Genomic DNA, 22,830 nt, shown 5'->3' on the forward strand with positions numbered 1-22,830 from the left:
ATGACAGTAGACGAAGCCAACCACGCCAATACTGTCGGAAGTTCCTGGCGCCGGGTTGTCAGCCTGCTGGAACAGGACCACCGCGTATCACCCCGCCAGAGGGGCTTTGTCATCCTTGCCCAGGCGCAGGGGCTCATCGGTTCCACCCTCCTGGTGGCCGTGCCCAATGAACTCACCCGGGAAGTGCTCCAGACCCAGGTCAAGGACGCCCTGGACGATGCCCTGCACAACGTCTTCTCCGAGGACATCCGCTGCGCCATCGACGTCGACACGGATCTGGTTCCCATCCATGAGGAGCCTGAGCCCGTCGTCGAGCCCGCCTACGCACCTGACCAGCTCATCGAGCAGAAGCCGCAGCCCATGCTGCCCAGCACGTCGCATGAATTCGGCCGGTTGAACCCCAAGTACGTCTTCGACACCTTCGTGATCGGTTCCTCGAACCGCTTTGCCCACGCAGCCGCCGTCGCTGTCGCCGAAGCTCCTGCCAAGGCGTACAACCCGCTCTTCATCTACGGTGACTCCGGACTGGGCAAGACCCACCTCCTGCACGCAATCGGCCACTACGCCCGGCGGCTCTACAGCGGGATCCGTGTCCGCTACGTCAACTCCGAAGAGTTCACCAACGACTTCATCAACTCCATCCGTGACGACGAGGGCGCCAGCTTCAAGACCACGTACCGGAACGTGGACGTGCTGCTCATCGACGACATCCAGTTCCTGGCGGGCAAGGACCGGACGCTGGAGGAGTTCTTCCACACGTTCAACTCGCTCCACAACAACAACAAGCAGGTAGTCATCACCTCGGACCAGCCGCCCAAGCTGCTGGCAGGGTTCGAGGACCGCATGAAGTCCCGGTTCGAGTGGGGCCTGCTGACGGACATCCAGCCGCCGGAACTCGAAACCCGTATCGCCATCCTCCGCAAGAAGGCACTGAGCGAGGGATTGTCGGCACCGGATGATGCCCTGGAGTACATCGCTTCCAAGATTTCCAGCAATATCCGCGAGCTTGAAGGTGCCCTGATCCGGGTAACGGCCTTCGCAAGCCTGAACCGCCAGCCCGTGGACGTGGCACTTGCCGAAATGGTCCTGAAGGACCTGATTACCGACGACGGCGCGCAGGAGATCACGTCCGCCCAGATCCTCCAACAGACGGCGGACTACTTCAAGCTCAGCATGGAAGAACTGTGCAGCAAGTCCCGGACCCGGACGCTGGTCACCGCCCGGCAGATCGCCATGTACCTCTGCCGGGAGCTGACTGACATGTCGCTTCCCAAGATCGGGCAGGAACTTGGCGGCCGCGATCATACGACGGTCATCCACGCCGACCGGAAGATCCGCGAACTGATGGCCGAACGCCGTGTGATTTACAACCAGGTGACAGAGCTGACCAACCGGATCAAACAGCAACAGCGCGACTCCTGAATCCACACCGCCCCCGGCACTCCATACCTTATTAACAGGGGCATGTGGATAAGCCTGTGGATAGTTAAGGGGACAAGCGCGGTTAATGGGCTTAAAACCCTTAAGCCGTCTGTGGATCGTTAAAAACCGGCTTTCACGTTGTCCCCATCCACACCCTGTTTAAAACCCAGTTAACGCACAGTCCGTGAACAGGCCTTAACCGCGGAACGGTGGGGCAGGACAGGGTTATCCACAGTTTCCACAGCAGTTATTAACACTACGAATCCCAAAAAATTGAATTCCCTCAAACAACAAGATCGATCCGAACACCCGGCGAGGGGGCCTGCCGGCCCCAAAGCGGGCCGGGCTGTACACCGGGGGATGGGTTAATCGAGGATCTTCCGGCTAAGCTGTCAGCAGCGCTCCCATCCCTGGGTTTCTGCGTGGTTGCGACCTCGACGAACCATGCACCAGCCAGGGTGCGCCCCACTTCTTCCGGAGTTTCCCTGCGAAATTCCCGGGTTTACCTGGCAGCAGCAATGAAAGGCGGCACCCTTCCGTGAAGTTCAGAGTCGATCGGGACGTCCTGGCAGAAGCCGTCACCTGGACAGCCCGCTCGTTGTCTCCGCGGCCGCCGGTGCCTGTCCTCTCCGGCCTGCTGTTGAAGGCTGAAGCGGGAACGGTCAGCCTCTCCAGCTTCGACTACGAGACCTCGGCACGGCTTGAAATCACGGCGGACATCAGGGACGAAGGAACCATCCTCGTGTCGGGCCGCCTGCTCGCCGACATCTGCCGCAGCCTGCCTTCCGCTCCGGTGGATGTCGAAACGGATGGCAACAAAGTCACGCTCACCTGCCGCCGAAGCAGCTTCCACCTGGCCACCATGCCCGAAGCCGAGTACCCCCCGCTGCCTGCTCTGCCGGCCATCAGTGGAACCGTTCCGGGCGACGCCTTTGCCCAGGCCGTTTCCCAGGTCATCATCGCTGCGAGCAAGGACGACACCCTCCCCATCCTCACCGGCGTGCGGATGGAGATCGAAGACGACCTGATAACGCTTCTGGCAACGGACCGGTACCGGCTCGCCATGCGCGAAGTACCGTGGAAGCCGGTTACCCCGGGCATCTCCACCAGTGCCCTGGTCAAGGCCAAGACCCTCAACGAGGTGGCCAAGACGCTGGGCAACAGCGGTGACATCAACCTGGCCCTGTCCGACGACGACAGCCGGCTTATCGGCTTCGAAAGCGGCGGCCGCACCACAACGTCACTGCTGGTGGACGGTGACTACCCGAAAATCCGTTCGCTGTTCCCGGAGTCCACGCCCATCCACGCCACCGTCCAGACGCAGGAACTGGTGGAGGCCGTCCGGCGCGTCTCGCTCGTGGCCGAACGCAACACCCCGGTCCGGCTTGCTTTCACCTCAGGCCTGCTGAACCTGGACGCAGGCACCGGTGAGGACGCCCAAGCCTCCGAGGAGCTGGAGGCCCAGCTTTCCGGTGACGACATCACGGTTGCCTTCAACCCGCATTACCTGATTGAAGGCCTCAGCGTCATTGAGACCAAGTTCGTCCGTTTCTCCTTCACCACGGCGCCCAAGCCGGCTATGATCACGGCCCAGGCAGACGCCGACGGCGAGGACCAGGATGACTACCGCTACCTGGTGATGCCGGTCCGCCTTCCCAACTAGTCCCCATCGGCTCCCAGCCTTCGCACGCTCAGGCCGGGTCCCTCGCCGATGGGGCCCCAACCACCGCCACCCTCGCCTCATAGGCTCCCGCCATGCAGAAAGAGAACCCGCATAATGCACATTGGACTGATTGGCCTTGGCAAAATGGGATTCAACATGCGCGAGCGGCTGCGCAAAGGTGGCGTGGAGGTCACCGGCTATGACCGGAACCCGGACGTCACTGATGCCGCCAGCGTCGATGACCTGATCGCTGCCGTCCCGGTGCCCAGGATTATTTGGGTGATGGTGCCGTCGGGGGCCATCACGGACGCGGTAATCAGCGAACTCAGTGAAAAACTGGAACAGGGCGACCTGGTCATCGACGGCGGGAACTCCCGGTTCACCGAAGACCAGAAACACGGCGAACTGCTTGCCGCCAAGGGGATCCGCTTTGCGGACTGCGGCGTCTCGGGCGGAGTCTGGGGCCTGCAGAACGGCTATGGACTGATGGCCGGCGGTGACGCCGCCGACATCGAACGCGCACTGCCCGTCTTTGACGCCCTGCGCCCCGAGGGCGAACGGGCGGACAGTTTCGTCCACGTGGGCGGCATCGGTGCCGGCCATTACGCCAAGATGGTCCACAACGGAATCGAGTACGGCCTGATGCAGGCATATGCCGAAGGCTACGAACTGCTCGCGGCCAAGGACATCGTCACCGACCTGCCCGGCACCTTCCGGGCATGGCAGAAGGGAACGGTGGTCCGCTCGTGGCTGCTGGACCTCATGGTCAAGGCACTTGACGAGGACCCGGGACTGTCCTCGATCGACGACTACGTAGAGGACTCGGGCGAGGGCCGCTGGACCGTGGAAGAGGCCATTGCCAACGCAGTGCCCGCTCCGGCCATCACCGCCGCGCTGTTCGCCCGGTTCGCATCGCGCGAAGACACCTCTCCTGCCATGAAGATGGTTTCCGCGCTCCGCCACCAGTTTGGCGGCCACGCAACCCGTCCCGCCAAGTAGCACCCACCGGGAACCAGCAGCGTTCCCAGAATTGCCGAAAACCGCGTGTACCTGGAACACCTTTCACTGACCGACTTCCGCAGTTACGCCCAGGTTGACCTTGCCCTGGGCCCGGGCGTCACCGTCCTGGTGGGATACAACGGCATCGGCAAGACCAACCTCATGGAGGCCATCGGCTACCTGGCCACGCTCAGCTCGCACCGGGTGGGTTCCGATGCGCCGCTGCTGCGGTTCGGCACGGAGCGTGCCCTGGTGCGTGCCCGGCTGGTCCGCGGAACCCAGGTCACGGTCCTAGAGCTGGAAATCAATGCCGGCCGCGCCAACCGTGGCCGCATCAACCGCAGCAACCCGGTCCGTGCCCGCGATCTTCTCGGCATCTGCCAGACCGTCCTGTTCGCGCCGGAAGACCTGGCATTGGTCAAGGGCGATCCGTCCAACCGCCGCCGCTTCCTTGATGAGCTGCTGGCCAGCCTTATTCCGCATCATGTCGCCACCCGCAGTGACTACGACCGTGTCCTGAAACAGCGCAATGCCCTGCTGAAATCGGCCCGCGCCGGAAAATTCACCGCAGCGCATGAATCCACCCTCGACGTATGGGACCAGCACATGGCCCGCGCCGGCGCGGAACTGTTGCACGCCCGGCTGGAGCTGGTGGAACGGCTCCGCCCGCACCTGGCCCGCGCCTATGCTGAGCTCACGGACGCCACCAAGCCCGCCGACGCCACCTACCGTTCAACGCTCCAGAACCAAATGGACGACGACGGCGTCCCGGCCGGCGGCGTGCAGCGCGCCGCTGCCGGGGGTACTTCGGACGGGCAGGATGACCTGCGACTTCTCTCGGTGGAACAACTCACGGAACGGTATGTCCAGGCCTTTGCGGAGTCGCGGAAGAAGGAACTGGAACGGGGCATATCGCTGGTTGGGCCGCACCGTGACGAACTGGAGCTGATGCTGGGCCAGGCGCCGGCCAAGGGGTATGCCTCGCATGGGGAAACATGGTCCATGTGCCTGTCGCTCCGGCTGGCCTCGTACTACGTGATGCTGGACGATGCCCGGACCGGAGGCTCGGCGCCCATCCTCATCCTGGACGATGTGTTTGCCGAACTTGATGTCCAGCGGCGGCGTAAACTGGCGGCAATAGTCTCCGGCGCGGAACAGGTCCTGGTGACCGCCGCCGTCGACGCCGATATTCCGGAAGAGCTGTCCGGGCGGCGGGTGAAGGTCATCCCGGGAGGTATCGATGAGCACTGAGCAGGGCGGGGGGCCGCAGCCCGGCCGCGAGCCTGACAACATCGATGCCCCGCAGGCTGCGCTGAACCGGATGCGCGAAGCCGCGGCCGCGCGCGGTGAAGTCCGGCGCAGGGTGGCCCGGCCTGGTTCGCAGAAGGCCAAGGGCGGTATCCGTGACACGCGCGGCTTCAGCCAGTTCCACTCCACGGGCCGCGACCCCCTGGGCCTGGGAAAAGTTGTTGGCCGGCTGGTGGCAGAGCGCGGCTGGACGTCACCGGTGGCCGTCGGTTCCGTCATGGCGGAGTGGGCCACACTGGTGGGGCCGGAAATCTCGGCCCACTGCACTCCCGAAAGCTTTACCGACACCACACTCCACGTGCGGTGTGATTCCACTGCCTGGGCCACGCAGCTGCGGCTTTTGAGCAGCAGCCTCCTCGATAAATTCCGCCGGGAACTGGGCGACGGCGTGGTGACCAGCATCCAGGTACTCGGCCCCTCGGCACCCAGCTGGCGCAAGGGTGGACGCAGCGTCAACGGCCGTGGGCCGCGGGACACGTACGGATAGCCGGCACCCAGCTCTTGAAACTGCGCCCGAGGGCGTGTAGGGCGCTGTAAGGACCGCAGCGTGTATAGGCACCCGGAGGGCGTACCGCGGGGCCGCCCTAGGCGGGACCCAGAGCCTCGGAGGGCCATGTTCACTGGCGGCGAAGGCCCTCCGAATGCAGGGATCTGGACCTGTTCGCGGTAGAATCGATGCAGATAACTGGGCGCGGATGAAACGTTGACACCAGTCCGTTCTCCGCGCGCTATCCGCGTGCGGAGCGTGGAGCACCAACCGTCAGCAAGTCACCGGCGCCATAAGTTTGTGCCTGTTGGCGGGTGGCTTTTCCTTGGGAAAAGAAACCGGCCGGCCATCATCGAGAACAGAGGAGTCGCAGCGCCTGTGGCTAACGACAATACAGATATTCTGGCAGCAGATACAGCAGTCGAGGATGGCCGCACCCCTGATACCCCGGCTGCGCCCAGCACCCAAAGGGAATACGGCGCCAGCGATATCACTGTGCTTGAAGGCCTGGAAGCTGTCCGCAAGCGTCCCGGCATGTACATCGGCTCCACAGGGCCCCGCGGCCTGCACCACCTGGTCTATGAAGTGGTGGACAACTCAGTGGATGAGGCGCTGGCCGGCTACTGCAGCCATATCGAGGTGGTCCTTCAGGCCGACGGCGGCGTGAAGGTGGTGGACGACGGCCGCGGCATTCCCGTGGACATGCACCCCACTGAACATAAGCCCACCGTCGAGGTGGTCATGACCATCCTGCACGCCGGCGGCAAGTTCGGCGGCGGCGGTTATGCCGTCTCCGGTGGCCTGCACGGTGTCGGCATTTCCGTGGTCAACGCCCTCTCCAGCCGCGTGGACACCGAAGTGCGGCGCCAGGGGCACGTATGGCGGATGTCGTTTGCCGACGGCGGCAAGCCCCAGGGCAGCCTGGTTAAGGGCGAGGAGACGGACGCCACCGGCACCACCCAGACCTTCTACCCCGATCCTGCGATCTTTGAATCCACCGAGTTCGATTTCGAGACGCTCCGCGCCCGTTTCCAGCAGATGGCCTTCCTGAACAAGGGCCTGCGTATCACCTTGACGGACGAGCGCACGGCAGCCGACGACTCGGACGGCGACCTGGACCTCGACGACCTCAGCACCGAGGGTGAGGTCAGCGCAGAGCACCGCACAGTGGTGTACCAGTACGACGAAGGCCTGCTGGACTACGTCAAGCACCTGAACTCGGGCAAGAAGGTGGAGGTTGTCCACGAAGACGTCATCGCCTTCGAAACCGAGGACACGGAACGCCGCATCGCCCTGGAAATGGCCATGCAGTGGACCAGCGCGTACTCCGAGAGCGTGCACACCTACGCCAACACCATCAACACCCACGAGGGCGGCACCCACGAAGAAGGTTTCCGCGCTGCCCTGACATCCCTCATCAACCGGTACGCCCGGGAGAAGGGCATCATCAAGGAGAAGGAAGACAACCTCACGGGTGACGACATCCGTGAGGGCCTCACCGCCGTCATCTCCGTCAAACTGGCTGAACCCCAGTTCGAAGGCCAGACCAAAACCAAGCTGGGCAACTCCGAGGTCAAGGGCTTCGTCCAGCGCGTTGTCACCGACGGCCTGGGCGACTGGCTGGAGCGCAACCCAGGCCCCGCCCGCGACGTCATCCGCAAGGCGATCTCCGCCGCCCAGGCAAGGATGGCAGCGCGCAAGGCCCGGGACAATGCCCGGCGCAAGAGCCCGCTGGAGTCCTTTGGCATGCCTGGCAAGCTTTCCGACTGCTCCTCCAAGGATCCGGAAAAGTGCGAGGTCTACATCGTGGAGGGTGACTCCGCCGGTGGTTCCGCCAAGCGCGGCCGCAACCCCGAGACACAGGCCATCCTGCCGCTGCGCGGCAAGATCCTGAACGTGGAACGCGCGCGCCTGGACAAGGCCCTGGGCAACGCGGAGGTCCAGTCCATGATCACCGCCTTCGGAACCGGCATCGGTGAGGACTTCGACCTCGCCAAGCTGCGGTACCACAAGATTGTGCTCATGGCAGATGCCGACGTGGATGGCCAGCACATCACCACCCTGCTGATGACCCTGCTGTTCCGCTACATGCGTCCCCTGATCGAGAACGGCTACGTGTACCTGGCGCAGCCGCCGCTGTACCGGATCAAATGGTCCAACGCGCCGCATGACTACGTCTACAGCGACCGCGAACGCGACGCCAAGCTGGTGGCGGGACAGGCCGCCGGTCGCCGCATCCCCAAGGATAACGGCATCCAGCGCTACAAGGGCCTGGGCGAGATGGACTACACCGAGCTGTGGGACACCACCATGGATCCCGACCACCGCACGCTGCTGCAGGTGACCATGGACGATGCCCTTGCCGCCGACCAGATCTTCTCCGTCCTCATGGGCGAAGACGTGGAATCACGCCGCAACTTCATCCAGCAGAACGCCAAGGATGTCAGGTTCCTGGACATCTAAGGACCCGCTCCAAAGTATTCGGAACCAGACATATACCTGAAACGGAAAATAAAGAATGAGCGACGAAACCCCCGAGATTCCCGCCCCCGAGGCCGGGACTCCGGACACCGTTCTTGAAGGCGACGTGCTGATCGACCGTGTGGAACAAGTGGACCTGCAGACCGAAATGCAGCGTTCCTACCTGGACTACGCCATGGCCGTCATCGTGGGCCGTGCCCTTCCGGACGTCCGCGACGGCCTCAAGCCCGTGCACCGCCGAGTCCTGTACGCGATGTTCGACGGCGGCTACCGCCCCGACCGGTCCTTCAACAAGTGCGCCCGCGTGGTGGGCGAGGTCATGGGCCAGTACCACCCGCATGGCGACACCGCCATCTACGACGCCCTGGTCCGCCTCATCCAGGACTGGACCATGCGCTACCCGCTGGCCCTTGGCCAGGGCAACTTCGGTTCGCCCGGCAACGACGGCGCAGCGGCACCCCGGTACACCGAAACCAAGATGGCACCGCTCGCCATGGAAATGGTCCGGGATATCGACGAGGAAACCGTCGATTTCCAGGACAACTACGACGGCAAGAACCAGGAACCCACCATCCTGCCGGCAAGGTTCCCCAACCTGCTGGTGAATGGCTCCTCGGGCATTGCCGTTGGCATGGCCACCAACATCCCGCCGCACAACCTCCGGGAAGTTGCCGACGGCGTGCAGTGGTACCTGGCCAACCCCGGCGCCACCCGGGAAGAACTGCTCGAGGAACTGCTGGTGCGGGTCAAGGGCCCCGACTTCCCAACCGGCGCCACCATCCTGGGCCACAAGGGCATCGAGGACGCCTACCGGACCGGCCGCGGTTCGGTCACCATGCGCGCAGTGGTTGCGGTTGAGGAACTGCAGGGCCGCACCTGCCTGGTGGTCACGGAGCTCCCGTACCAGGCCAACCCTGACAACCTGGCCATCAAGATCGCCGAACTGGTCAAGGACGGCAAGATCTCAGGCATCGCCGACCTCCGGGACGAAACCTCCGGCCGCACCGGCCAGCGCCTGGTGATCGTCCTCAAGCGCGATGCAGTGCCCAAGGTGGTGCTCAACAACCTTTACAAACACACAGAGCTGCAGAGCAACTTCTCCGCCAACATGCTCGCCATCGTGGACGGCGTTCCGCGGACACTCAGCCTCGATGCGTTCATCCGGCACTGGGTAACCCACCAGATGGACGTCATTGCGCGCCGTACCCGTTACCGCCTGCGCAAGGCGGAAGAGGAAGCCCACATCCTCCGTGCCCTCCTTAAGGCACTGGACATGCTGGACGAGGTCATTGCCCTGATCCGTGCTTCCAACACCACCGAAGCCGCACGCGACGGATTGATGGAACTGCTGGATATCGACGAGCTGCAGGCCCGGGCCATCCTGGACATGCAGCTGCGGCGCCTGGCCGCCCTGGAACGCCAAAAGATCCAGGACCGGCACGCCGAACTTGAAGCCCTGATCGAGGAGTACAACGCGATCCTGGGCTCCGAGCAGCGCCAGCGCGAGATCATCAGCGTCGAACTGGGCGAAATCGTTGACAAGCACGGTGACGACCGCCGGACCAAGATCCTGATGGGCTTTGATGGCGACATGTCCATGGAGGACCTCATCCCCGAAGAGGAGATGGTGGTCACCATCACCCGCGGCGGCTACGTCAAGCGCACCCGCAGCGACAACTACCGGTCGCAGCAGCGCGGTGGCAAGGGTATCAAGGGTGCCCAGCTTCGGGGTGACGATGTAGTGGAGCACTTCTTCGTGACCACCACCCACCACTGGCTGTTGTTCTTCACCAACCTGGGCCGGGTCTACCGTGCCAAGGCGTACGAGTTGATGGAAGCGGGCCGGGACGCCAAGGGCCAGCACGTGGCCAACCTGCTGGCATTCCAGCCGGATGAGCACATTGCGCAGGTCCTTGACCTGAAGGACTACCAGCAGGCGCCGTACCTGGTCCTGGCCACCAAGAGGGGCCTGGTGAAGAAGACCAGGCTGGAGGACTATGACACCAACCGTTCCGCAGGCGTAATCGCCATCAACCTGCGCGACGGCGATGAACTGGTCTCCGCCCAGCTTGTGTCGGAAACCGACGACCTCTTCCTGGTGTCCCGCAAGGGCCAGTCCATCCGCTTCACCGCTACGGACGACGCGCTGCGCCCCATGGGGCGTGCCACCTCGGGTGTGACCGGCATGAAGTTCCGTGAGGACGATGAACTCCTGGCTGCCGACGTGGTCACCGACGGCTCATTCGTGTTCGTCGTAACTGAGGGCGGCTACGCCAAGCGTACGGCCGTGGAGGAATACCGCCTCCAGGGCCGCGGCGGCCTGGGCATCAAGGTGGGCAAGTACCAGGAAGAGCGCGGGCACCTCGTGGGGGCGCTCATTGTCCAGGAGGAGGATGAAGTCCTGGTGGTCATGGAGGGCGGCAAGGTTGTCCGCTCCTCCGTTGCCGGTGTCCCGGCCAAGGGCCGTGACACCATGGGCGTCATCTTCGCCAAGCCGGACAAGAACGACCGGATCATTGAGGTGGCACGCAACAGCGAACGCGGTCTTGAGGACGAGGAATCCTCGGGGGATGACGTAACGTTGGCTGAAGATGGCGGGACCGCTGGGGAATCCGCCGAGCCAGCAGTGGCAGAAGAATCACCGGCCGTTGAGTCAGAGGACGCCTCGGGCGACGCTGAGCCGAACGAAGACAACACGGAGGTAACGAGTGAGTAATTCCGACTCATTTCCCAAGCCGAACAGTACTGTTCCCGACGGGAACCGGCCTGCAGGGGCTCCCCGCGTGAACGCCCCCGTACGTCCGCAGCAGCGGCCGGCAGCCCCTGCCGGCGCTCCCGGCCAGCGACCTGCTGTCCCGGGCCAGCGGCCGCAGCAGGGAGACCGTCCCGCGCAGCCCGGCCAGCGCCCCTTCCAGGGCCCTCAGGGGCAGCGCCCGGCACCGGCGGGGCAGCGTCCCGCCCAAGGGGCCCCGGGCCAGGGGACGCCCGGCCTGGTCAAGCCGGCGCCGAAGGCCAAGGTCCGCCGGGCCCGTCTTCTGATCAGCAAGGTGGACCCGTGGTCCGTCCTGAAGATGGCGTTCCTGCTCTCCGTGGCACTGGGAATCGTTACCGTGGTGGCCGCCATTGTCCTCTGGACTGTTCTGGACCTGACCGGGATCTTCGACCAGGTGGACAGCCTGCTCGGTACGCTCGCAGGTTCTGAAAGCGGCGGCTTCGAACTGAAGAAGGTGGCCTCACTGGGACAGGTCGCCTCGTTCGCCACCATCATTGCCGTGGTCAACGTCGTCCTGTTGACGGCGCTGTCCATGCTGTCAGCTGTCCTCTACAACATTTCTGCCACCCTGGTGGGCGGCATTGGCGTTACCCTCACCGACGACTAGGAAGCCATTTCCGCCGGCCCAAAACCGGCGGAAAGGCCCGATTTGAGATCGGGCCGGGGTGTGCTGTAAAGTCATGTCTCGGCCCGATGAGGGATCGGGGCGTATAGCTCAGGCGGTTAGAGCGCTTCGCTGATAACGAAGAGGTCCCAGGTTCAAGTCCTGGTACGCCCACGGAACCTGTGCAGGTTTCAAACAAGGGTCAGGGATGGATTCATCCATTACCTGGCTGGAACGGGGAGCATGTGAAGAAGTTGCTTGTACTGGCAGCGGCAATCGCAGGCATCCTGGTCTACCGGAAAGCACAGGAATCCGAAGCCCGGAAAACAGTCTGGAGCAAGTCAACCGATACGGTGGACTAGCCCGGGAGCCCGCACCGGGAGCCTGTCAGGGGCTCCACGGTTCTAGGGTATGATTGACGGGTTGCTTCTTATGGGGGCATGGCGCAATTGGTAGCGCACCTGCTTTGCAAGCAGGGGGTTCGGGGTTCGAGTCCCCGTGCCTCCACCATAAGGAAGTCCCGGTCAGCGGAAACGCTGGCCGGGACTTTTCGCTTTCCATCTCTGTCAGGGACGAGCTTCAGGGGGTTGCCGTGAATCTGATCATCGCGGCCCTCGGCGTTCTCGGCGTCGCCTCATCGGGCCCCCTGATAGCGGCCACACTTGGCGCAACCAGCGTCAGCGCCCTGGCCATTGCCTTTTGGCGGAACGCCATCGGAGCGGCCGTCATGGCCACGCCCACCCTGGTCCGGGAGCCCCGCCAGTTCGGCATGATTTCCCGCCGCGAGTTCGGCTGGTCGTCCCTGGCCGCGGTCGCCCTCGCACTGCACTTTGCCTGCTTCATCACTTCCCTGCAGCTCACCTCCGTAGCCGCCGCAACAGCCCTGGTCTGCCTGCAGTCGGCCTGGATTGCGGTCTTCCAGCTCTTCCGCGGCACCCGGCACCGCTGGCAGGTCCTGGCCGGTCTGGGCATCGCCTTCGGCGGGGTCGTTGCCATCACCGGCTTCGACCTCGGAACCTCACCGCAGGCACTCACGGGAGACCTGCTGGCGGTGGCCGGTGGCGCACTGGCAGGCCTCTACACCCTGGCCGGGGGCAAGGCGCGGCAAAGCATGACCACCGGAACCTACACCACGCTTTGCTACGGGATGTGCGCCGCCCTCGTGGCAGTACTGGCGCTGTTCGCCGGCCAACCCCTGGCCGGGTTCGAGCCCGCAGGCTGGCTGGGAATCGCAGCCATCACCGTCTGTGCGCAGCTGGTGGGCCACACCGCATTCAACCACCTGCTGGCCACCATGAGCCCGCTCATCGTCTCCATGATCATCCTCCTGGAGATCCCCGGCGCAGCGCTGCTGGCTGCCGTGTTCCTGCACGAGACCCTGCCGGCCGGCACGTACGCCGGACTCGGCCTGATCCTGGCTGGACTCGCCGTCGTGGTCCTGGGCCAGAGGGCCGCAATGGCAACGCGGCGCGGAACGGCCCCGCCACCGGACCGGCTCGCGGAGTTGGGGACGGACTGAGCTACTGCCCGCCGCGGCGCACGGGCTGGGCTGTGTTGACCGTGTGGATGGCCCGGAGGAGCTTGGCCGGGAAATATACCGAGAAGAAGACCACCATGGGGGCCTTCAACGCCATCTTCCTGACATTGTGGGCTTTATAGGTCCGGTCAAAACGGGTGACGTAGTAGCGGTAGTCGCGCGGGGAATCCTCCAGCCGGCGTGCCGACATCCCGGACACCATTTGTGGCCAGTACCGTACCGGAAGCTCATGATCGGCCAGGTGCAGGGACAAATCGATGTCCTCGTGCATTTCGTCCTTTTCGTCGCGGCAGGTCTCGGAGCGGATGGTCTCCCAGGCACTGGCCCGCAGGGCCATATTGGAGCCGAACAGGAAATGGTACTGGTGCTTGGCCAGCTTGAGCATCAGCTGGCGCATTTTGTCGTCGGCCTTGAGCCCAAAGCGGCGCATCGGCATGTCGTAGTACACCACAGGGCCCGTGGCAGCCTGGACGGACCAGTCAGCGAAAGCCTTCTGGACCTGCTCAACCCAGTCCGGTTCCACGATGGAGTCCGCGTCAATGCGACCCAGGATGTCCCCGGTGGCGCTGTCCAGACCGAAGTTCCGGGTGGGGATCAGTCCCTGCTCCCGGTCCTGGCTCAGCAGGATGATGGGACTTTCCGGGTACTCAAGCTGCATCTGGCGGACAATGTCGGCAGTGCGGTCTTTGGAGAGGTTGTCCACCACGATGATCTCGTGGGCGGGAACGGACTGGTAGATGGCAGCGATGAGGCACTGCCTGATCACGCTTTCCTCGTTGTAAGCCGGGATGACGATGGACACGCGGAGCTGTTCGGCTGCGTCGTTCAAGGCATCCCCAGAGGGTCGATTGGCTGGCATCACTACAAATCTAGCACCCGGGCCACCGCCTGCCTTATGCGGTGGCCGCGCTTCTGCGGCGGCCCGGGAGTCTGTGGAGGGCAGTCAGCAAAATCGGCGGGAGGAATGGCTCTGGTACGCAAAAGGGGCCCCGCGGTGAAACGGAGCCCCTTGGTGCGTTGCGGGAAAACTAGGCCTGGCTGCTGCCCTTGTCAGTCTCCGTGGCCGGTTTTGCGTCATCGGCTGTGCTCTTGGCAGCCTCCGAGGTGTCGGCGGCCACGTGCTTGGCCTTGTCAGCGGCGTCTGCGGACTTTTCAGTGGCCGTATCCGCTGCCTCACCTGCCTTCTCCGCTGCGGCGGCTGAGGCAGATCCGGCAGCAGAGGCAGCGCCGCCGGCAGCGTTTGCCGTGTTTTCCTTGACATCACTGACAGTGGTGGCGGGCACCGGGGCAGGAGTCGGCGTGACCGGTGAAGGAGTCTTCCAGGGGTCCTCCACAGGCTTGGATGCCTTCCACGCGGCGACACCGGCGGCAACGGCAGCAGCAACAACTCCGAAGACCAGCCAGCCGCGCTTCTTGGGCTTTTCGGGCTGGGCCAGCTGGAGTTCAGCGGCACGGCCGGCACCTGCTGCGGCTGCCTTCAGCTGTGCACCGGTTGCCTGGGCCTGTTCCTGGAGGGCGTGGATGATTCCCACATCGCCCAGCTTCTGTGCGACGGCATCCACCCGTGCCGGAGTGTTTTCCAGGGTGCGGTGGACTGCACCGGATGCCACGCCGATCTGGTCCGAAAGCTTGGGCAGGTATTCCACCACCACCCGGTCGCGCGCATTCAGGACAACGGGCGTGGCTTTGTCCAAAGCCTCGTGCAGCCTGGGTGATGCGCCTTCGACGACGTCATTGATCTTGGGGGCCAGCTGGGCCAGACCGTCCTGGATCCGGGGAGTCACGGTGGCAACACCGTCGGCCAGGGAGTGCGCGGCCGTCTTCAGGCCTTCCTGGATCTTGGGAGAAGCGGTATCCAGGCCGTGCTGCAGACGGGGAACAGCCCAGTCCACTGCAGCTTCCACCCGCGGCGCCGCCCAATCCTTGGCATTTTCCACCGCACTGGTGACCGACTGCTCAAGGTCACGGGTAATACGATCCGATTTCTTCACAACTACCTCCCGATTAATGTGACGGTTCTGTCGCTAGCCTACGTGCCCAGATCACCCCGGGCTATTCACTCTGCGGATTTTAGGGGGATTTCACCCAGCGCGGAACTGCCCCCGCAGCCGTGGCCGCAAATAACCGACATGGGAGAATGGGGCCTATGACTGCCATCGCAACTGCAAAAGCAACCATCCACACCAGCCTCGGCGACATCGTGGTTAACCTCTTCGGCAACCACGCGCCCAAGACTGTCAAGAACTTCGTTGGCCTTGCCACGGGTGAACAGGCATGGACCCACCCGGAAACCGGCGAGGACAAGACCGGCACCCCGCTCTACAACGGAACCATCTTCCACCGCATCATCAAGGACTTCATGATCCAGGCGGGCGACCCCCTGGGCCGTGGAACCGGTGGCCCCGGCTACCGCTTCGACGACGAAATCCACCCGGAGCTGAGCTTCAACCAGCCCTACAAGCTCGCCATGGCCAACGCGGGAATCCAGATGGGCAAGGGCACCAACGGTTCACAGTTCTTCATCACCACCATTCCCACCGACTGGCTCCAGGGCAAGCACACCATCTTCGGTGAAGTGGCTGACGAGGAATCCAGGAAGGTCGTCGACGCCATTGAGGGTGTCCGCACCGGCATGGGCGACCGCCCGGTTGAAGACGTCACCATCAACAGCATCGACATCGAGCAGCTGTAACACCCCAGCATGAGTTACGGAATTCCGTCGGCCGAGCCGTCCGCCCAGGTCCCGGTCTGTCCCCGGCACCCGGACCGGCCGTCCTACGTGCGCTGCCAGCGCTGCGGGCGCCCGGCATGCCCTGACTGCCAGCGGGCGGCCGCCGTCGGATTCCAATGCGTTGACTGCGTCAACGAAACAGGACGTTCGACGCCGGAAGTGCGGACCGTCTATGGCGGCGCCGTTGCCACCGGCAAGCCATTGGCGACGTTCGGCATCATCGCGGCCTGCGTTGTTGTTTACGCACTGCAGATGCTCATCCCGGGCGACTTCGTATACAAGCAGTTCGCCTATAACAACATTTTTGTTGCCCCGCAGTACGGTGCTTTCGAGCCTTGGCGGATGCTGACATCAGCCTTCCTCCATTCCCCGGATTCGCTGCTGCACATCCTCCTTAACATGTATACGCTCTGGATTTTCGGCCAGGCCCTCGAACCCGTTCTGGGCCGCGTCCGGTTCCTGGCGCTGTACCTGATTTCAGCGGTTGGTGGTTCAGTCGGCTACCTGCTGCTCAATCCCGTGTTGGTGCCCGGCCAAGGGCTCGTGGGGCTGGTAGGTGCTTCCGGAGCCATCTTCGGCCTTTTCGGCGCCATGCTGTTGGTTCAACGGCAGCGCGGCGGCGACACCCGCCAGCTGTGGGTCCTGATTGCCATCAACGGCGTCATTGGCTTCCTGATCCCCCACATCGCCTGGCAGGCCCACCTGGGCGGCCTCATTACGGGCGGACTGTGTGCGGCCGTCCTCGCCTACACTCCGCGCGGACGCCGCCAGGGTGTCATCCAGGCCTTGGGGCTGGCGGCCGTGCTGGCCCTGCTCATCGCTGTGAGCTGGGTGCGGGTAACTCTCTAGGATCCCGCCCAAACCGCAACGGCACTCTGCCCCCGCCACCAATGGTGTCGGGGGCAGAGTTGTTTTCCACAGGGCTTATCCACAATGTTGGTAACTTACACAGCTGTATTTCATATGCGCGTCCTCCCGTTTATGGCCTGCGTCCGGGGATGGGCTGGAAGGCTGCGCCACTTTCTCCACATCTGTGGATAACCTGTGGGGATATTGCTGTGTGTAAGTGGATAAGCAGGGGATTCCACGGGATTTTGTGGACAACTACGCACCGGCAGCGTCATGTTGGCCCAGTGCACCACCCCGGAGGGGCGTTATCGACACCCTTATACACAGTGTTAATAACTGACAGAGGTGTAGTTTCCGCGTTGGAAAACCCGCGGGAGTAGGCGCAGCGCCCGGCGGCGGGAGGATTTCCACGGGCTTACCCACAGTTGTGGATAACTTGTGGGTATTGCGCTGTTGGTAAGTGGATAACATCCCCGGCGGGCCCTCCGCGTCCTGCCTATGATGGTTGCCTGCCAAGCCGTTCTATCGACAAGGACCCCCGTGAGCGTCACCGAGCATCTATACCTGGACAAACAGCACCCCGCTCTCTGGAAGTCAATCAGCGGCCTGGGCCTCAGGGTGCAGGAAGCAGCAGAGGAGGCTGGAATCGGGCGCGGCCTGCTGGAACTCCTCAACGTCCGGATCTCCCAGATCAACGGATGCGCCTACTGCCTGGACCTACACGTGCGGAAGGCGGGCGAGGCAGGGGAAACCCCGCAGCGGCTGGCAGTATTGCCCGCGTGGCGTGACACGGCCTTGTTCACCGGCAAGGAGCGGGCGGCCCTGGCGTTGGTGGAGAGCATCACTGAACTCCCGGACCAGCGGACGCAGGAGCATGCGGAGGCGGCCGCCCGCGAATGCCTCACGGCAGAGGAATTTTCGGCCGTGAGCTGGGTTGCGGTGACGATGAACGCGTTCAACCGGGTTTCCATTACCAGCCACCATCCCGTCAAGCGGGACCGCCTGTAGCCTCCCGGACCCCCGGACCCCCGGACCCCCGGACCCCGCGGGTATCCACCGGGCACGTAGGGATTATCCACAGGTATTCCACACTGTTAATAACCGCATCTGCCCGGCAGACTTAGCCTTATCAGCACGGCCCCGGGGGCCGGCTGCCACATCTGGAGCTGCCAGGGAGGCTTTTCCACACTGTGGATAACTTTCCTAACAGTTGGGGATAACGGTGTGCCGCGGACCGGTTCTGCCCCGACCGGCCTCACACCTGCCAGACGCCGGAAGATCCCCGCCGATGGCTCGCCAGGAGGTGGGTGTCCACGATTCCCACCGCCTCCATCAGGGCGAACATGGTGGTGGGTCCCACGAAGGAAAAGCCGCGCTTCCTAAGTGCCTTGGACAAGGCAATGGACTCTGCAGACTGGGTGGGAATCTCCGCGGCAACCCGGGGCTCCGGGGTGCTGTCCGGCCGGAAGCCCCAGACAAAGTCCACCAGGCCGCCGTCGTTCCGAAGCTCCAGGGTGGCCTGTGCGTTCTTAACCGTGGCAAGGATCTTCAGCCTGTTTCTGATGATGCCCGGATCCTGCAACAGCCGCTCCACGTCCGCGTTGCTGAACAGGGCCACAGCCTCCGGATCGAAGCCGGCAAAGGCGGCGCGGAACGCGGGGCGTTTGCGCAGGATGGTGGCCCATGAAAGCCCGGCCTGGAAGCCCTCCAGGCAGATGCGTTCATACAGGCCCTGCTCGTCGGTGACGGGCATGCCCCATTCCTGGTCGTAGTAGTTCCGCATGAGCGGGTCCGTCGCGGCCCACGCCGGCCGCGCGAGGCCATCCTCGCCGATAACTACGCCGGCGGATTCGGGAGCCACGGCAGTCCTCCCCGGAACAGTCGCGGGACGCCGCTCAGGAGCGCCAGCGGGTAGTCATCAGGAAGCCGACGATGGCAATGCCAAAGCCGGCAACGATGTTCCACGACTGCCAGGCCTGCACAGGGAAGCGTCCCTCGCTGATGTAGAACGTGATGATCCAGAAGAGGCCAATAATCATGAGTCCAAACATGACCGGCTTGAACCAGACGGGATTGGGCTTGTAAGCCTGGGGGGAAGCCGGCTGGGCGGTGCTGGCGGTCTTCTTGCGAGGCTTTGACTCGGGCACTGGCTCTCCTTGGCGGGATGGGGCAAGACCGGCGCCCCGGGCTTGGTATCCTGCAAGAAGGAAATTTCCAGCGGTCTGCGCGATCTTGGTCAAATCTGGATTCTTACTAGCAGCCAATTCTAGCCGCAGTTGATGGGCAGCCGGTGCCCAGGGTAAACGCCCGGAGGAGAACGCGTGGTATTGCAGGAGAAGGCGGGGCCCGCCACTGCGCCCGCCCCCCGTCGTGCCCTGCTGCGCGGCACCATCCAGGTTCTGGGCGAGCTGTTGATAACCGCCGGCGTTATCCTCCTTCTCTTTGTGGCATGGCAGCTGTGGTGGACCAACGTCGAGTCCGATGCCAGGCAGAGCCAGGTCATCAAGGAATTCGCCCAGGACCTGGGCACTGCCGCCCCCGCTCCCGCACCAACTGCGCCCGCCGCGGCACCCGCCGCCGGTGAGGATTTTGGCAAGCCCGTGGTGGGTACCGCCCCCGGCCACGCGGGAACGATCGGCATCATGTACATCCCCCGGTTCGGCCCCGGCTACACCCGCCCCATTGTCGAGGGGACCAGCCAGGATGTCCTGGACACCCTGGGCCTTGGGCACTACGGCAACACGGCCATGCCCGGTGCGGTAGGCAACTTTGCGGTGGCTGGGCACCGCCAGACGCACGGTGCAGTGCTGGATAACATCCACACCCTGGTGCCCGGCGACAAGATCTACGTCCAGACCAAGGACGGTTATTACGTCTACGTCTTCCGGAACAACCAGATTGTGATGCCTTCGCGCACGGACGTCCTGGAACCGGTGCCCACCCAGCCCGGCGCCACGCCCACCGAAAGCTACCTCACCATGACCAGCTGCAACCCCCGCTTCGGGGCGGAAGAACGCATCATCGCCTACGCCCTCCTGGACAGCTGGCGTCCGGCTGCAGCGGGCCCGCCGGCCGAAATCGCGGCGCAGGTTGCGGCAGCCACCGGAAGGAACTGACTGTGTACGCCTGGATTTTCCGCCACCTGCCCGGACCGCTCTGGCTCCGGATCTTCATCTCGCTGGTTCTGATCTTCATTGCCCTGGTATTGATGGTCCAGTTCCTGTTTCCCTGGATGTCCCATTTCACCCAATTCACCGACTCGACGATTGGTTCCACAGACCAGCCATGACCACAACCAAGATCCTTGTAGTGGATAACTACGACAGCTTTGTCTACACCCTGGTGGGCTACCTCCAGGAGCTGGGCGCCGAGACCACAGTTGTCCGGAATGACGACGTGACGCTGGCGGAGGCGATTGAGCTTGCCAGCACCCGCGACGGCGTCCTCATCTCCCCGGGTCCGGGTAATCCTGCTGAAGCGGGCATCTGCATCGAGCTGATCAAGTGGTGTGGCGAAAACAGCGTCCCCATGTTCGGCGTATGCCTGGGCCACCAGGCACTGGCCGAGGCCTTCGGCGGCAAGGTGACGCACGCCCCGGAACTCATGCACGGCAAGACGTCCCAGGTGGAGCACATCGGCACCAGCGTTTTCGCCGGGCTCCCCTCCCCCATCACGGCCACCCGCTACCATTCCCTGGCCGCGGTCCGGGAGTCCATTCCTGACGTCCTGGAAGTCACCGCGCAGACCGCATCCGGCGTGGTCATGGGGCTGCAGCACCGGACCGCGCCGCTCTGCGGTGTGCAGTTCCATCCCGAATCGGTCCTTACCGAAGGCGGCTACCAGATGCTCGGCAACTGGCTGGAGTCCCTGGGCATGAAAGGCGCAGCCGCGCGGGCGGCGAAACTGAGCCCCCTCATCCAGCACTAGGCCGGCGCCCTCCACCAACCGAAAACAGGTCCAGGGAGGACGTCAGCCCTTCCTGGTGGGCTTCGGCGTGGGAGTGGGAGTGGGCGTCGGCGTCGCCGTTTCGGTCGGAGCCGGTGGGGGCGGAGCCTTGGCCACAACGATGCCGATGGTCTTTCCCTGGTCGACGGCGGCGTTGGCGGGGTCGCTCTGGTCCGTCACCTTGCCCGGCTCTACCTGGGAATTCTCCGCCTCCATCACCGACGGCACCAGGCCAAGCCCCTTCAGGGCCGCCTCGGCCTCATCACGGGCCAGGCCGCGCAGTTCGGGGACAACCACCTTGCCCGTGGAAACGATGAGTTCCACGCTGGTGCCGACGCCAACGCTTTGCCCGGGCGCCGGATTGGAGGTGATCACTATTCCTGCCGGAACGGTGGCGCTGTTGGCCGTGCTGGTTGACGGCGCGCCCACCAGTCCCACCTGCCGCAGGATATCCCGGGCGGCTGCCTCGGTCTTGCCGGGGATGCTGTCCGGGACCTTAACCGAACTGGGGCCCTCGGAGATGTTGAGGATGACCTCCGCCCCCGGCTCCAGTGACCCGCCCGCCGCGGGATCAGTCCCAATGGCGGTTCCCTTGGGCACTGTGTCATTCACCGCCCGCGCGATCCTGGGGCGCAGGCCGGCGTTGTACAGTGCCTGAAGCGCCGCGGTCTCCGTCATCGACGACACCGAGGGGATTGACACTTTGGGTGCAGCGGGGGCTGGGCGGTTGACCGTTTGGTAGAGCCACAGGCCACCGCCTGCCAGTACCAGCAGGGTGAAGATCACCAGGGTGGCGATCCACGCACGACGGCGGGACTTTTGCCGGGTGGTCCGCTCACGTTCCGGAGGGAAGCCAAGCGGGAGCGGCGCAGCCGACCCGTAATCGTCTGCCCTGTATCCGCCCGGCCTGTACCCGTCCATCTCCTGCTCATCCGCAAGTTCCAGCGGACCTGCTGCTCCGTCGTCATGGAGGGAGGGGGCTGCCAGGCGGCCGGTGGGCGCGTCATCAAGGAAGTTGGTCCCCGATGCGGCGAACGCCTCCGTTGGCGGGGACGCTTCGGGAACGTGGTCGTTGGGATCGGTGGGCGCCTCGGACACAGGCACGGCAGGGACAGGGACCCCGGCCTTTGCCGCCCTCAGGGCGCGCCGGAAGGCTGCGGCATCCTGGAACCTGTCGGCCCGGTTCTTTTGCAGGGCCTTGGCCAGTACGGTGTCCAGGGCCGGTGACACATCCGGATTCAGGCTGCTGGCGGGCTCCGGAATTTCCCGCACGTGCTGGTAAGCCACGGACACCGGGCTGTCCCCGACGAACGGAGGGCGCGAGGTCAGCATTTCGTAGAGCAGGCATGCGGCGGAATAAAGGTCACTGCGGGCGTCGACGGTTTCGCCCCGGGCCTGTTCCGGTGACAGGTACTGCGCTGTTCCCACCACTGCCTGGGTCTGGGTCATAGTGGCGGAGGAATCGGCAATCGCGCGGGCAATGCCGAAGTCCATCACCTTGACGGAATTGCTGCCCGGGCAATACATCACATTGGCGGGCTTGATGTCCCGGTGCACGATTCCGGCCTTGTGGCTGTATTCCAGGGCGCCCAGGACCCCCAGGCAGTACTCGATGGCCTGGTCGATGCTGACCTCATGGGCGCGGATCAGATCGCGCAGGGTCTTTCCCTCGACGTACTCCATCACGATATAGGGCACGCGGACGTCCTCGCCGGTGCCGTCGTGGACCAGGTGTTCACCGGTATCGAAGATGGCCACGATCGAGGGGTGGTTCAGGGCCGCCACCGCCTGTGCCTCACGCTTGAACCGTGCCTGGAACTGCGGGTCGCGGGCCATATCCGGCCTGAGCAGTTTGATGGCAACAGTCCTGCCCAGGCGGGTGTCGGTTCCCCGGTAGACATCCGCCATGCCGCCCCGGCCAATGAGGCTGCCCAGTTCGTAGCGGCCGCTCAGGACACGCCGGTTGTCCACCGGCAGGCTGTCCTCCCGGTGCAACGGTGTGCGTGGTGACTCATTCACTGGTGGTCCCGA

21 protein-coding genes and 2 tRNA genes are annotated in these 22,830 nt (G+C 64.1%); 18 read left to right on the plus strand and 5 right to left on the minus strand.

The annotated features are described in order from the left end of the window. The 12 genes from dnaA to LDO86_RS00060 all read left to right on the plus strand — a co-directional run bounded on the left by dnaA (position 1) and on the right by LDO86_RS00060 (position 13,256). Positions 1-1,422, plus strand: coding sequence for a chromosomal replication initiator protein DnaA (gene dnaA / locus LDO86_RS00005; RefSeq protein WP_018769876.1), 1,422 nt, complete (start codon positions 1-3; stop codon positions 1,420-1,422). Between the two features lie 538 nt (positions 1,423-1,960). Then, complete coding sequence (gene dnaN / locus LDO86_RS00010) at positions 1,961-3,085, plus strand: DNA polymerase III subunit beta (protein WP_018769877.1); 1,125 nt, start codon at positions 1,961-1,963, stop codon at positions 3,083-3,085. 114 nt (positions 3,086-3,199) lie between these two features. Next, positions 3,200-4,084, plus strand: a complete 885-nt coding sequence (gene gnd, locus LDO86_RS00015; RefSeq protein WP_018769878.1) for a phosphogluconate dehydrogenase (NAD(+)-dependent, decarboxylating) — start codon at positions 3,200-3,202, stop codon at positions 4,082-4,084. 45 nt (positions 4,085-4,129) lie between these two features. Then, on the plus strand, positions 4,130-5,335 hold the full coding sequence (recF, locus tag LDO86_RS00020; RefSeq protein WP_018769879.1) for a DNA replication/repair protein RecF: 1,206 nt from the start codon (positions 4,130-4,132) through the stop codon (positions 5,333-5,335). Next, complete coding sequence (locus tag LDO86_RS00025; RefSeq protein ID WP_018769880.1) at positions 5,325-5,879, plus strand: DciA family protein; 555 nt, start codon at positions 5,325-5,327, stop codon at positions 5,877-5,879. Before recF ends, LDO86_RS00025 begins: the two co-directional genes overlap by 11 nt. 378 nt (positions 5,880-6,257) lie before the next feature. Next, a complete protein-coding gene (gyrB, locus tag LDO86_RS00030; RefSeq protein ID WP_026265861.1) occupies positions 6,258-8,342 on the plus strand; it encodes a DNA topoisomerase (ATP-hydrolyzing) subunit B in 2,085 nt (694 codons plus the stop codon). 55 nt (positions 8,343-8,397) lie between these two features. Beyond that, the gene (gene gyrA / locus LDO86_RS00035) at positions 8,398-11,076 is read left to right on the plus strand and encodes a DNA gyrase subunit A (protein WP_018769882.1); all 2,679 of its coding nucleotides are present in this window, start codon (positions 8,398-8,400) and stop codon (positions 11,074-11,076) included. Continuing rightward, positions 11,069-11,740 carry a DUF3566 domain-containing protein gene (locus tag LDO86_RS00040; protein ID WP_026265862.1) on the plus strand — a complete coding sequence of 224 codons (672 nt, stop codon included), beginning with the start codon at positions 11,069-11,071 and terminating at the stop codon, positions 11,738-11,740. The genes gyrA and LDO86_RS00040 overlap by 8 nt, the downstream gene beginning before the upstream one ends. 97 nt (positions 11,741-11,837) lie before the next feature. Then, positions 11,838-11,911 (plus strand) — tRNA-Ile (locus LDO86_RS00045). A gap of 71 nt (positions 11,912-11,982) precedes the next feature. Next, entirely contained in the window at positions 11,983-12,099 is a 117-nt protein-coding gene (locus LDO86_RS00050) for a DLW-39 family protein (RefSeq protein ID WP_018769884.1), read from the plus strand. Positions 12,100-12,171: 72 nt separating this feature from the next. After that, positions 12,172-12,247 (plus strand) — tRNA-Ala (locus tag LDO86_RS00055). Between the two features lie 82 nt (positions 12,248-12,329). Then, positions 12,330-13,256 carry a DMT family transporter gene (locus LDO86_RS00060; protein ID WP_018769885.1) on the plus strand — a complete coding sequence of 309 codons (927 nt, stop codon included), beginning with the start codon at positions 12,330-12,332 and terminating at the stop codon, positions 13,254-13,256. A 1-nt stretch (position 13,257) separates the two neighbouring features. On the opposite strand, the gene LDO86_RS00065 is transcribed toward LDO86_RS00060, so the two are convergent. Together LDO86_RS00065 and LDO86_RS00070 are read right to left on the minus strand one after the other, a co-directional pair. Further along, positions 13,258-14,133, minus strand: coding sequence for a glycosyltransferase family 2 protein (locus tag LDO86_RS00065; RefSeq protein WP_026265863.1), 876 nt, complete (start codon positions 14,131-14,133; stop codon positions 13,258-13,260). Between the two features lie 169 nt (positions 14,134-14,302). Next, a complete protein-coding gene (locus LDO86_RS00070; protein WP_018769887.1) occupies positions 14,303-15,265 on the minus strand; it encodes a hypothetical protein in 963 nt (320 codons plus the stop codon). 155 nt (positions 15,266-15,420) lie between these two features. Between LDO86_RS00070 and LDO86_RS00075 the strand changes: the two genes are divergently transcribed. From LDO86_RS00075 to LDO86_RS00085, 3 genes are all read left to right on the plus strand, one after another. Beyond that, entirely contained in the window at positions 15,421-15,966 is a 546-nt protein-coding gene (locus LDO86_RS00075) for a peptidylprolyl isomerase (protein WP_018769888.1), read from the plus strand. Between the two features lie 9 nt (positions 15,967-15,975). Next, on the plus strand, positions 15,976-16,854 hold the full coding sequence (locus tag LDO86_RS00080) for a rhomboid family intramembrane serine protease (RefSeq protein WP_026265864.1): 879 nt from the start codon (positions 15,976-15,978) through the stop codon (positions 16,852-16,854). Between the two features lie 540 nt (positions 16,855-17,394). Next, positions 17,395-17,862, plus strand: coding sequence for a carboxymuconolactone decarboxylase family protein (locus LDO86_RS00085; protein ID WP_018769890.1), 468 nt, complete (start codon positions 17,395-17,397; stop codon positions 17,860-17,862). Between the two features lie 247 nt (positions 17,863-18,109). Here the strand turns inward: LDO86_RS00085 and LDO86_RS00090 are convergent, their stop codons facing one another. Both LDO86_RS00090 and LDO86_RS00095 read right to left on the minus strand, forming a co-directional pair. Beyond that, positions 18,110-18,715, minus strand: a complete 606-nt coding sequence (locus tag LDO86_RS00090) for a DNA-3-methyladenine glycosylase I (RefSeq protein ID WP_018769891.1) — start codon at positions 18,713-18,715, stop codon at positions 18,110-18,112. Positions 18,716-18,749: 34 nt separating this feature from the next. Further along, entirely contained in the window at positions 18,750-19,001 is a 252-nt protein-coding gene (locus LDO86_RS00095; RefSeq protein WP_018769892.1) for a cell division protein CrgA, read from the minus strand. A gap of 174 nt (positions 19,002-19,175) precedes the next feature. On the opposite strand from LDO86_RS00095, the gene LDO86_RS00100 reads away from it, so the two are divergent. From LDO86_RS00100 to LDO86_RS00110, 3 genes are read left to right on the plus strand one after another with little or no spacing between them, the layout of a single operon-like run. Continuing rightward, the gene (locus LDO86_RS00100) at positions 19,176-19,970 is read left to right on the plus strand and encodes a class E sortase (RefSeq protein WP_018769893.1); all 795 of its coding nucleotides are present in this window, start codon (positions 19,176-19,178) and stop codon (positions 19,968-19,970) included. 2 nt (positions 19,971-19,972) lie between these two features. Next, the gene (locus LDO86_RS00105) at positions 19,973-20,143 is read left to right on the plus strand and encodes a hypothetical protein (RefSeq protein ID WP_018769894.1); all 171 of its coding nucleotides are present in this window, start codon (positions 19,973-19,975) and stop codon (positions 20,141-20,143) included. Continuing rightward, the gene (locus tag LDO86_RS00110) at positions 20,140-20,781 is read left to right on the plus strand and encodes an aminodeoxychorismate/anthranilate synthase component II (protein WP_018769895.1); all 642 of its coding nucleotides are present in this window, start codon (positions 20,140-20,142) and stop codon (positions 20,779-20,781) included. The genes LDO86_RS00105 and LDO86_RS00110 overlap by 4 nt, the downstream gene beginning before the upstream one ends. Before the next feature lie 42 nt (positions 20,782-20,823). Here LDO86_RS00110 and pknB read toward each other — a convergent pair whose 3' ends face one another. Then, positions 20,824-22,818 (minus strand): Stk1 family PASTA domain-containing Ser/Thr kinase, encoded by a 1,995-nt coding sequence (gene pknB / locus LDO86_RS00115; RefSeq protein ID WP_043425018.1) that lies wholly within the window; start codon positions 22,816-22,818, stop codon positions 20,824-20,826. Positions 22,819-22,830: the final 12 nt, after the last annotated feature.

It is taken from the genome of Arthrobacter sp. StoSoilB19 (genome assembly GCF_019977275.1).
In the GTDB taxonomy this organism is placed as follows: domain Bacteria; phylum Actinomycetota; class Actinomycetes; order Actinomycetales; family Micrococcaceae; genus Arthrobacter.

Excerpts from the sequence above, each read along its gene's own strand:
- dnaA (WP_018769876.1), top strand. The coding sequence starts at position 1 with ATGACAGTAGACGAAGCCAACCACGCCAATACTGTCGGAAGTTCCTGG.
- gnd (WP_018769878.1), top strand. The coding sequence starts at position 3,200 with ATGCACATTGGACTGATTGGCCTTGGCAAAATGGGATTCAACATGCGC.
- LDO86_RS00025 (WP_018769880.1), top strand. The coding sequence starts at position 5,325 with ATGAGCACTGAGCAGGGCGGGGGGCCGCAGCCCGGCCGCGAGCCTGAC.
- gyrA (WP_018769882.1), top strand. The coding sequence starts at position 8,398 with ATGAGCGACGAAACCCCCGAGATTCCCGCCCCCGAGGCCGGGACTCCG.
- LDO86_RS00065 (WP_026265863.1), bottom strand. The coding sequence starts at position 14,133 with ATGCCAGCCAATCGACCCTCTGGGGATGCCTTGAACGACGCAGCCGAA.
- LDO86_RS00075 (WP_018769888.1), top strand. The coding sequence starts at position 15,421 with ATGACTGCCATCGCAACTGCAAAAGCAACCATCCACACCAGCCTCGGC.
- LDO86_RS00080 (WP_026265864.1), top strand. The coding sequence starts at position 15,976 with ATGAGTTACGGAATTCCGTCGGCCGAGCCGTCCGCCCAGGTCCCGGTC.
- LDO86_RS00110 (WP_018769895.1), top strand. The coding sequence starts at position 20,140 with ATGACCACAACCAAGATCCTTGTAGTGGATAACTACGACAGCTTTGTC.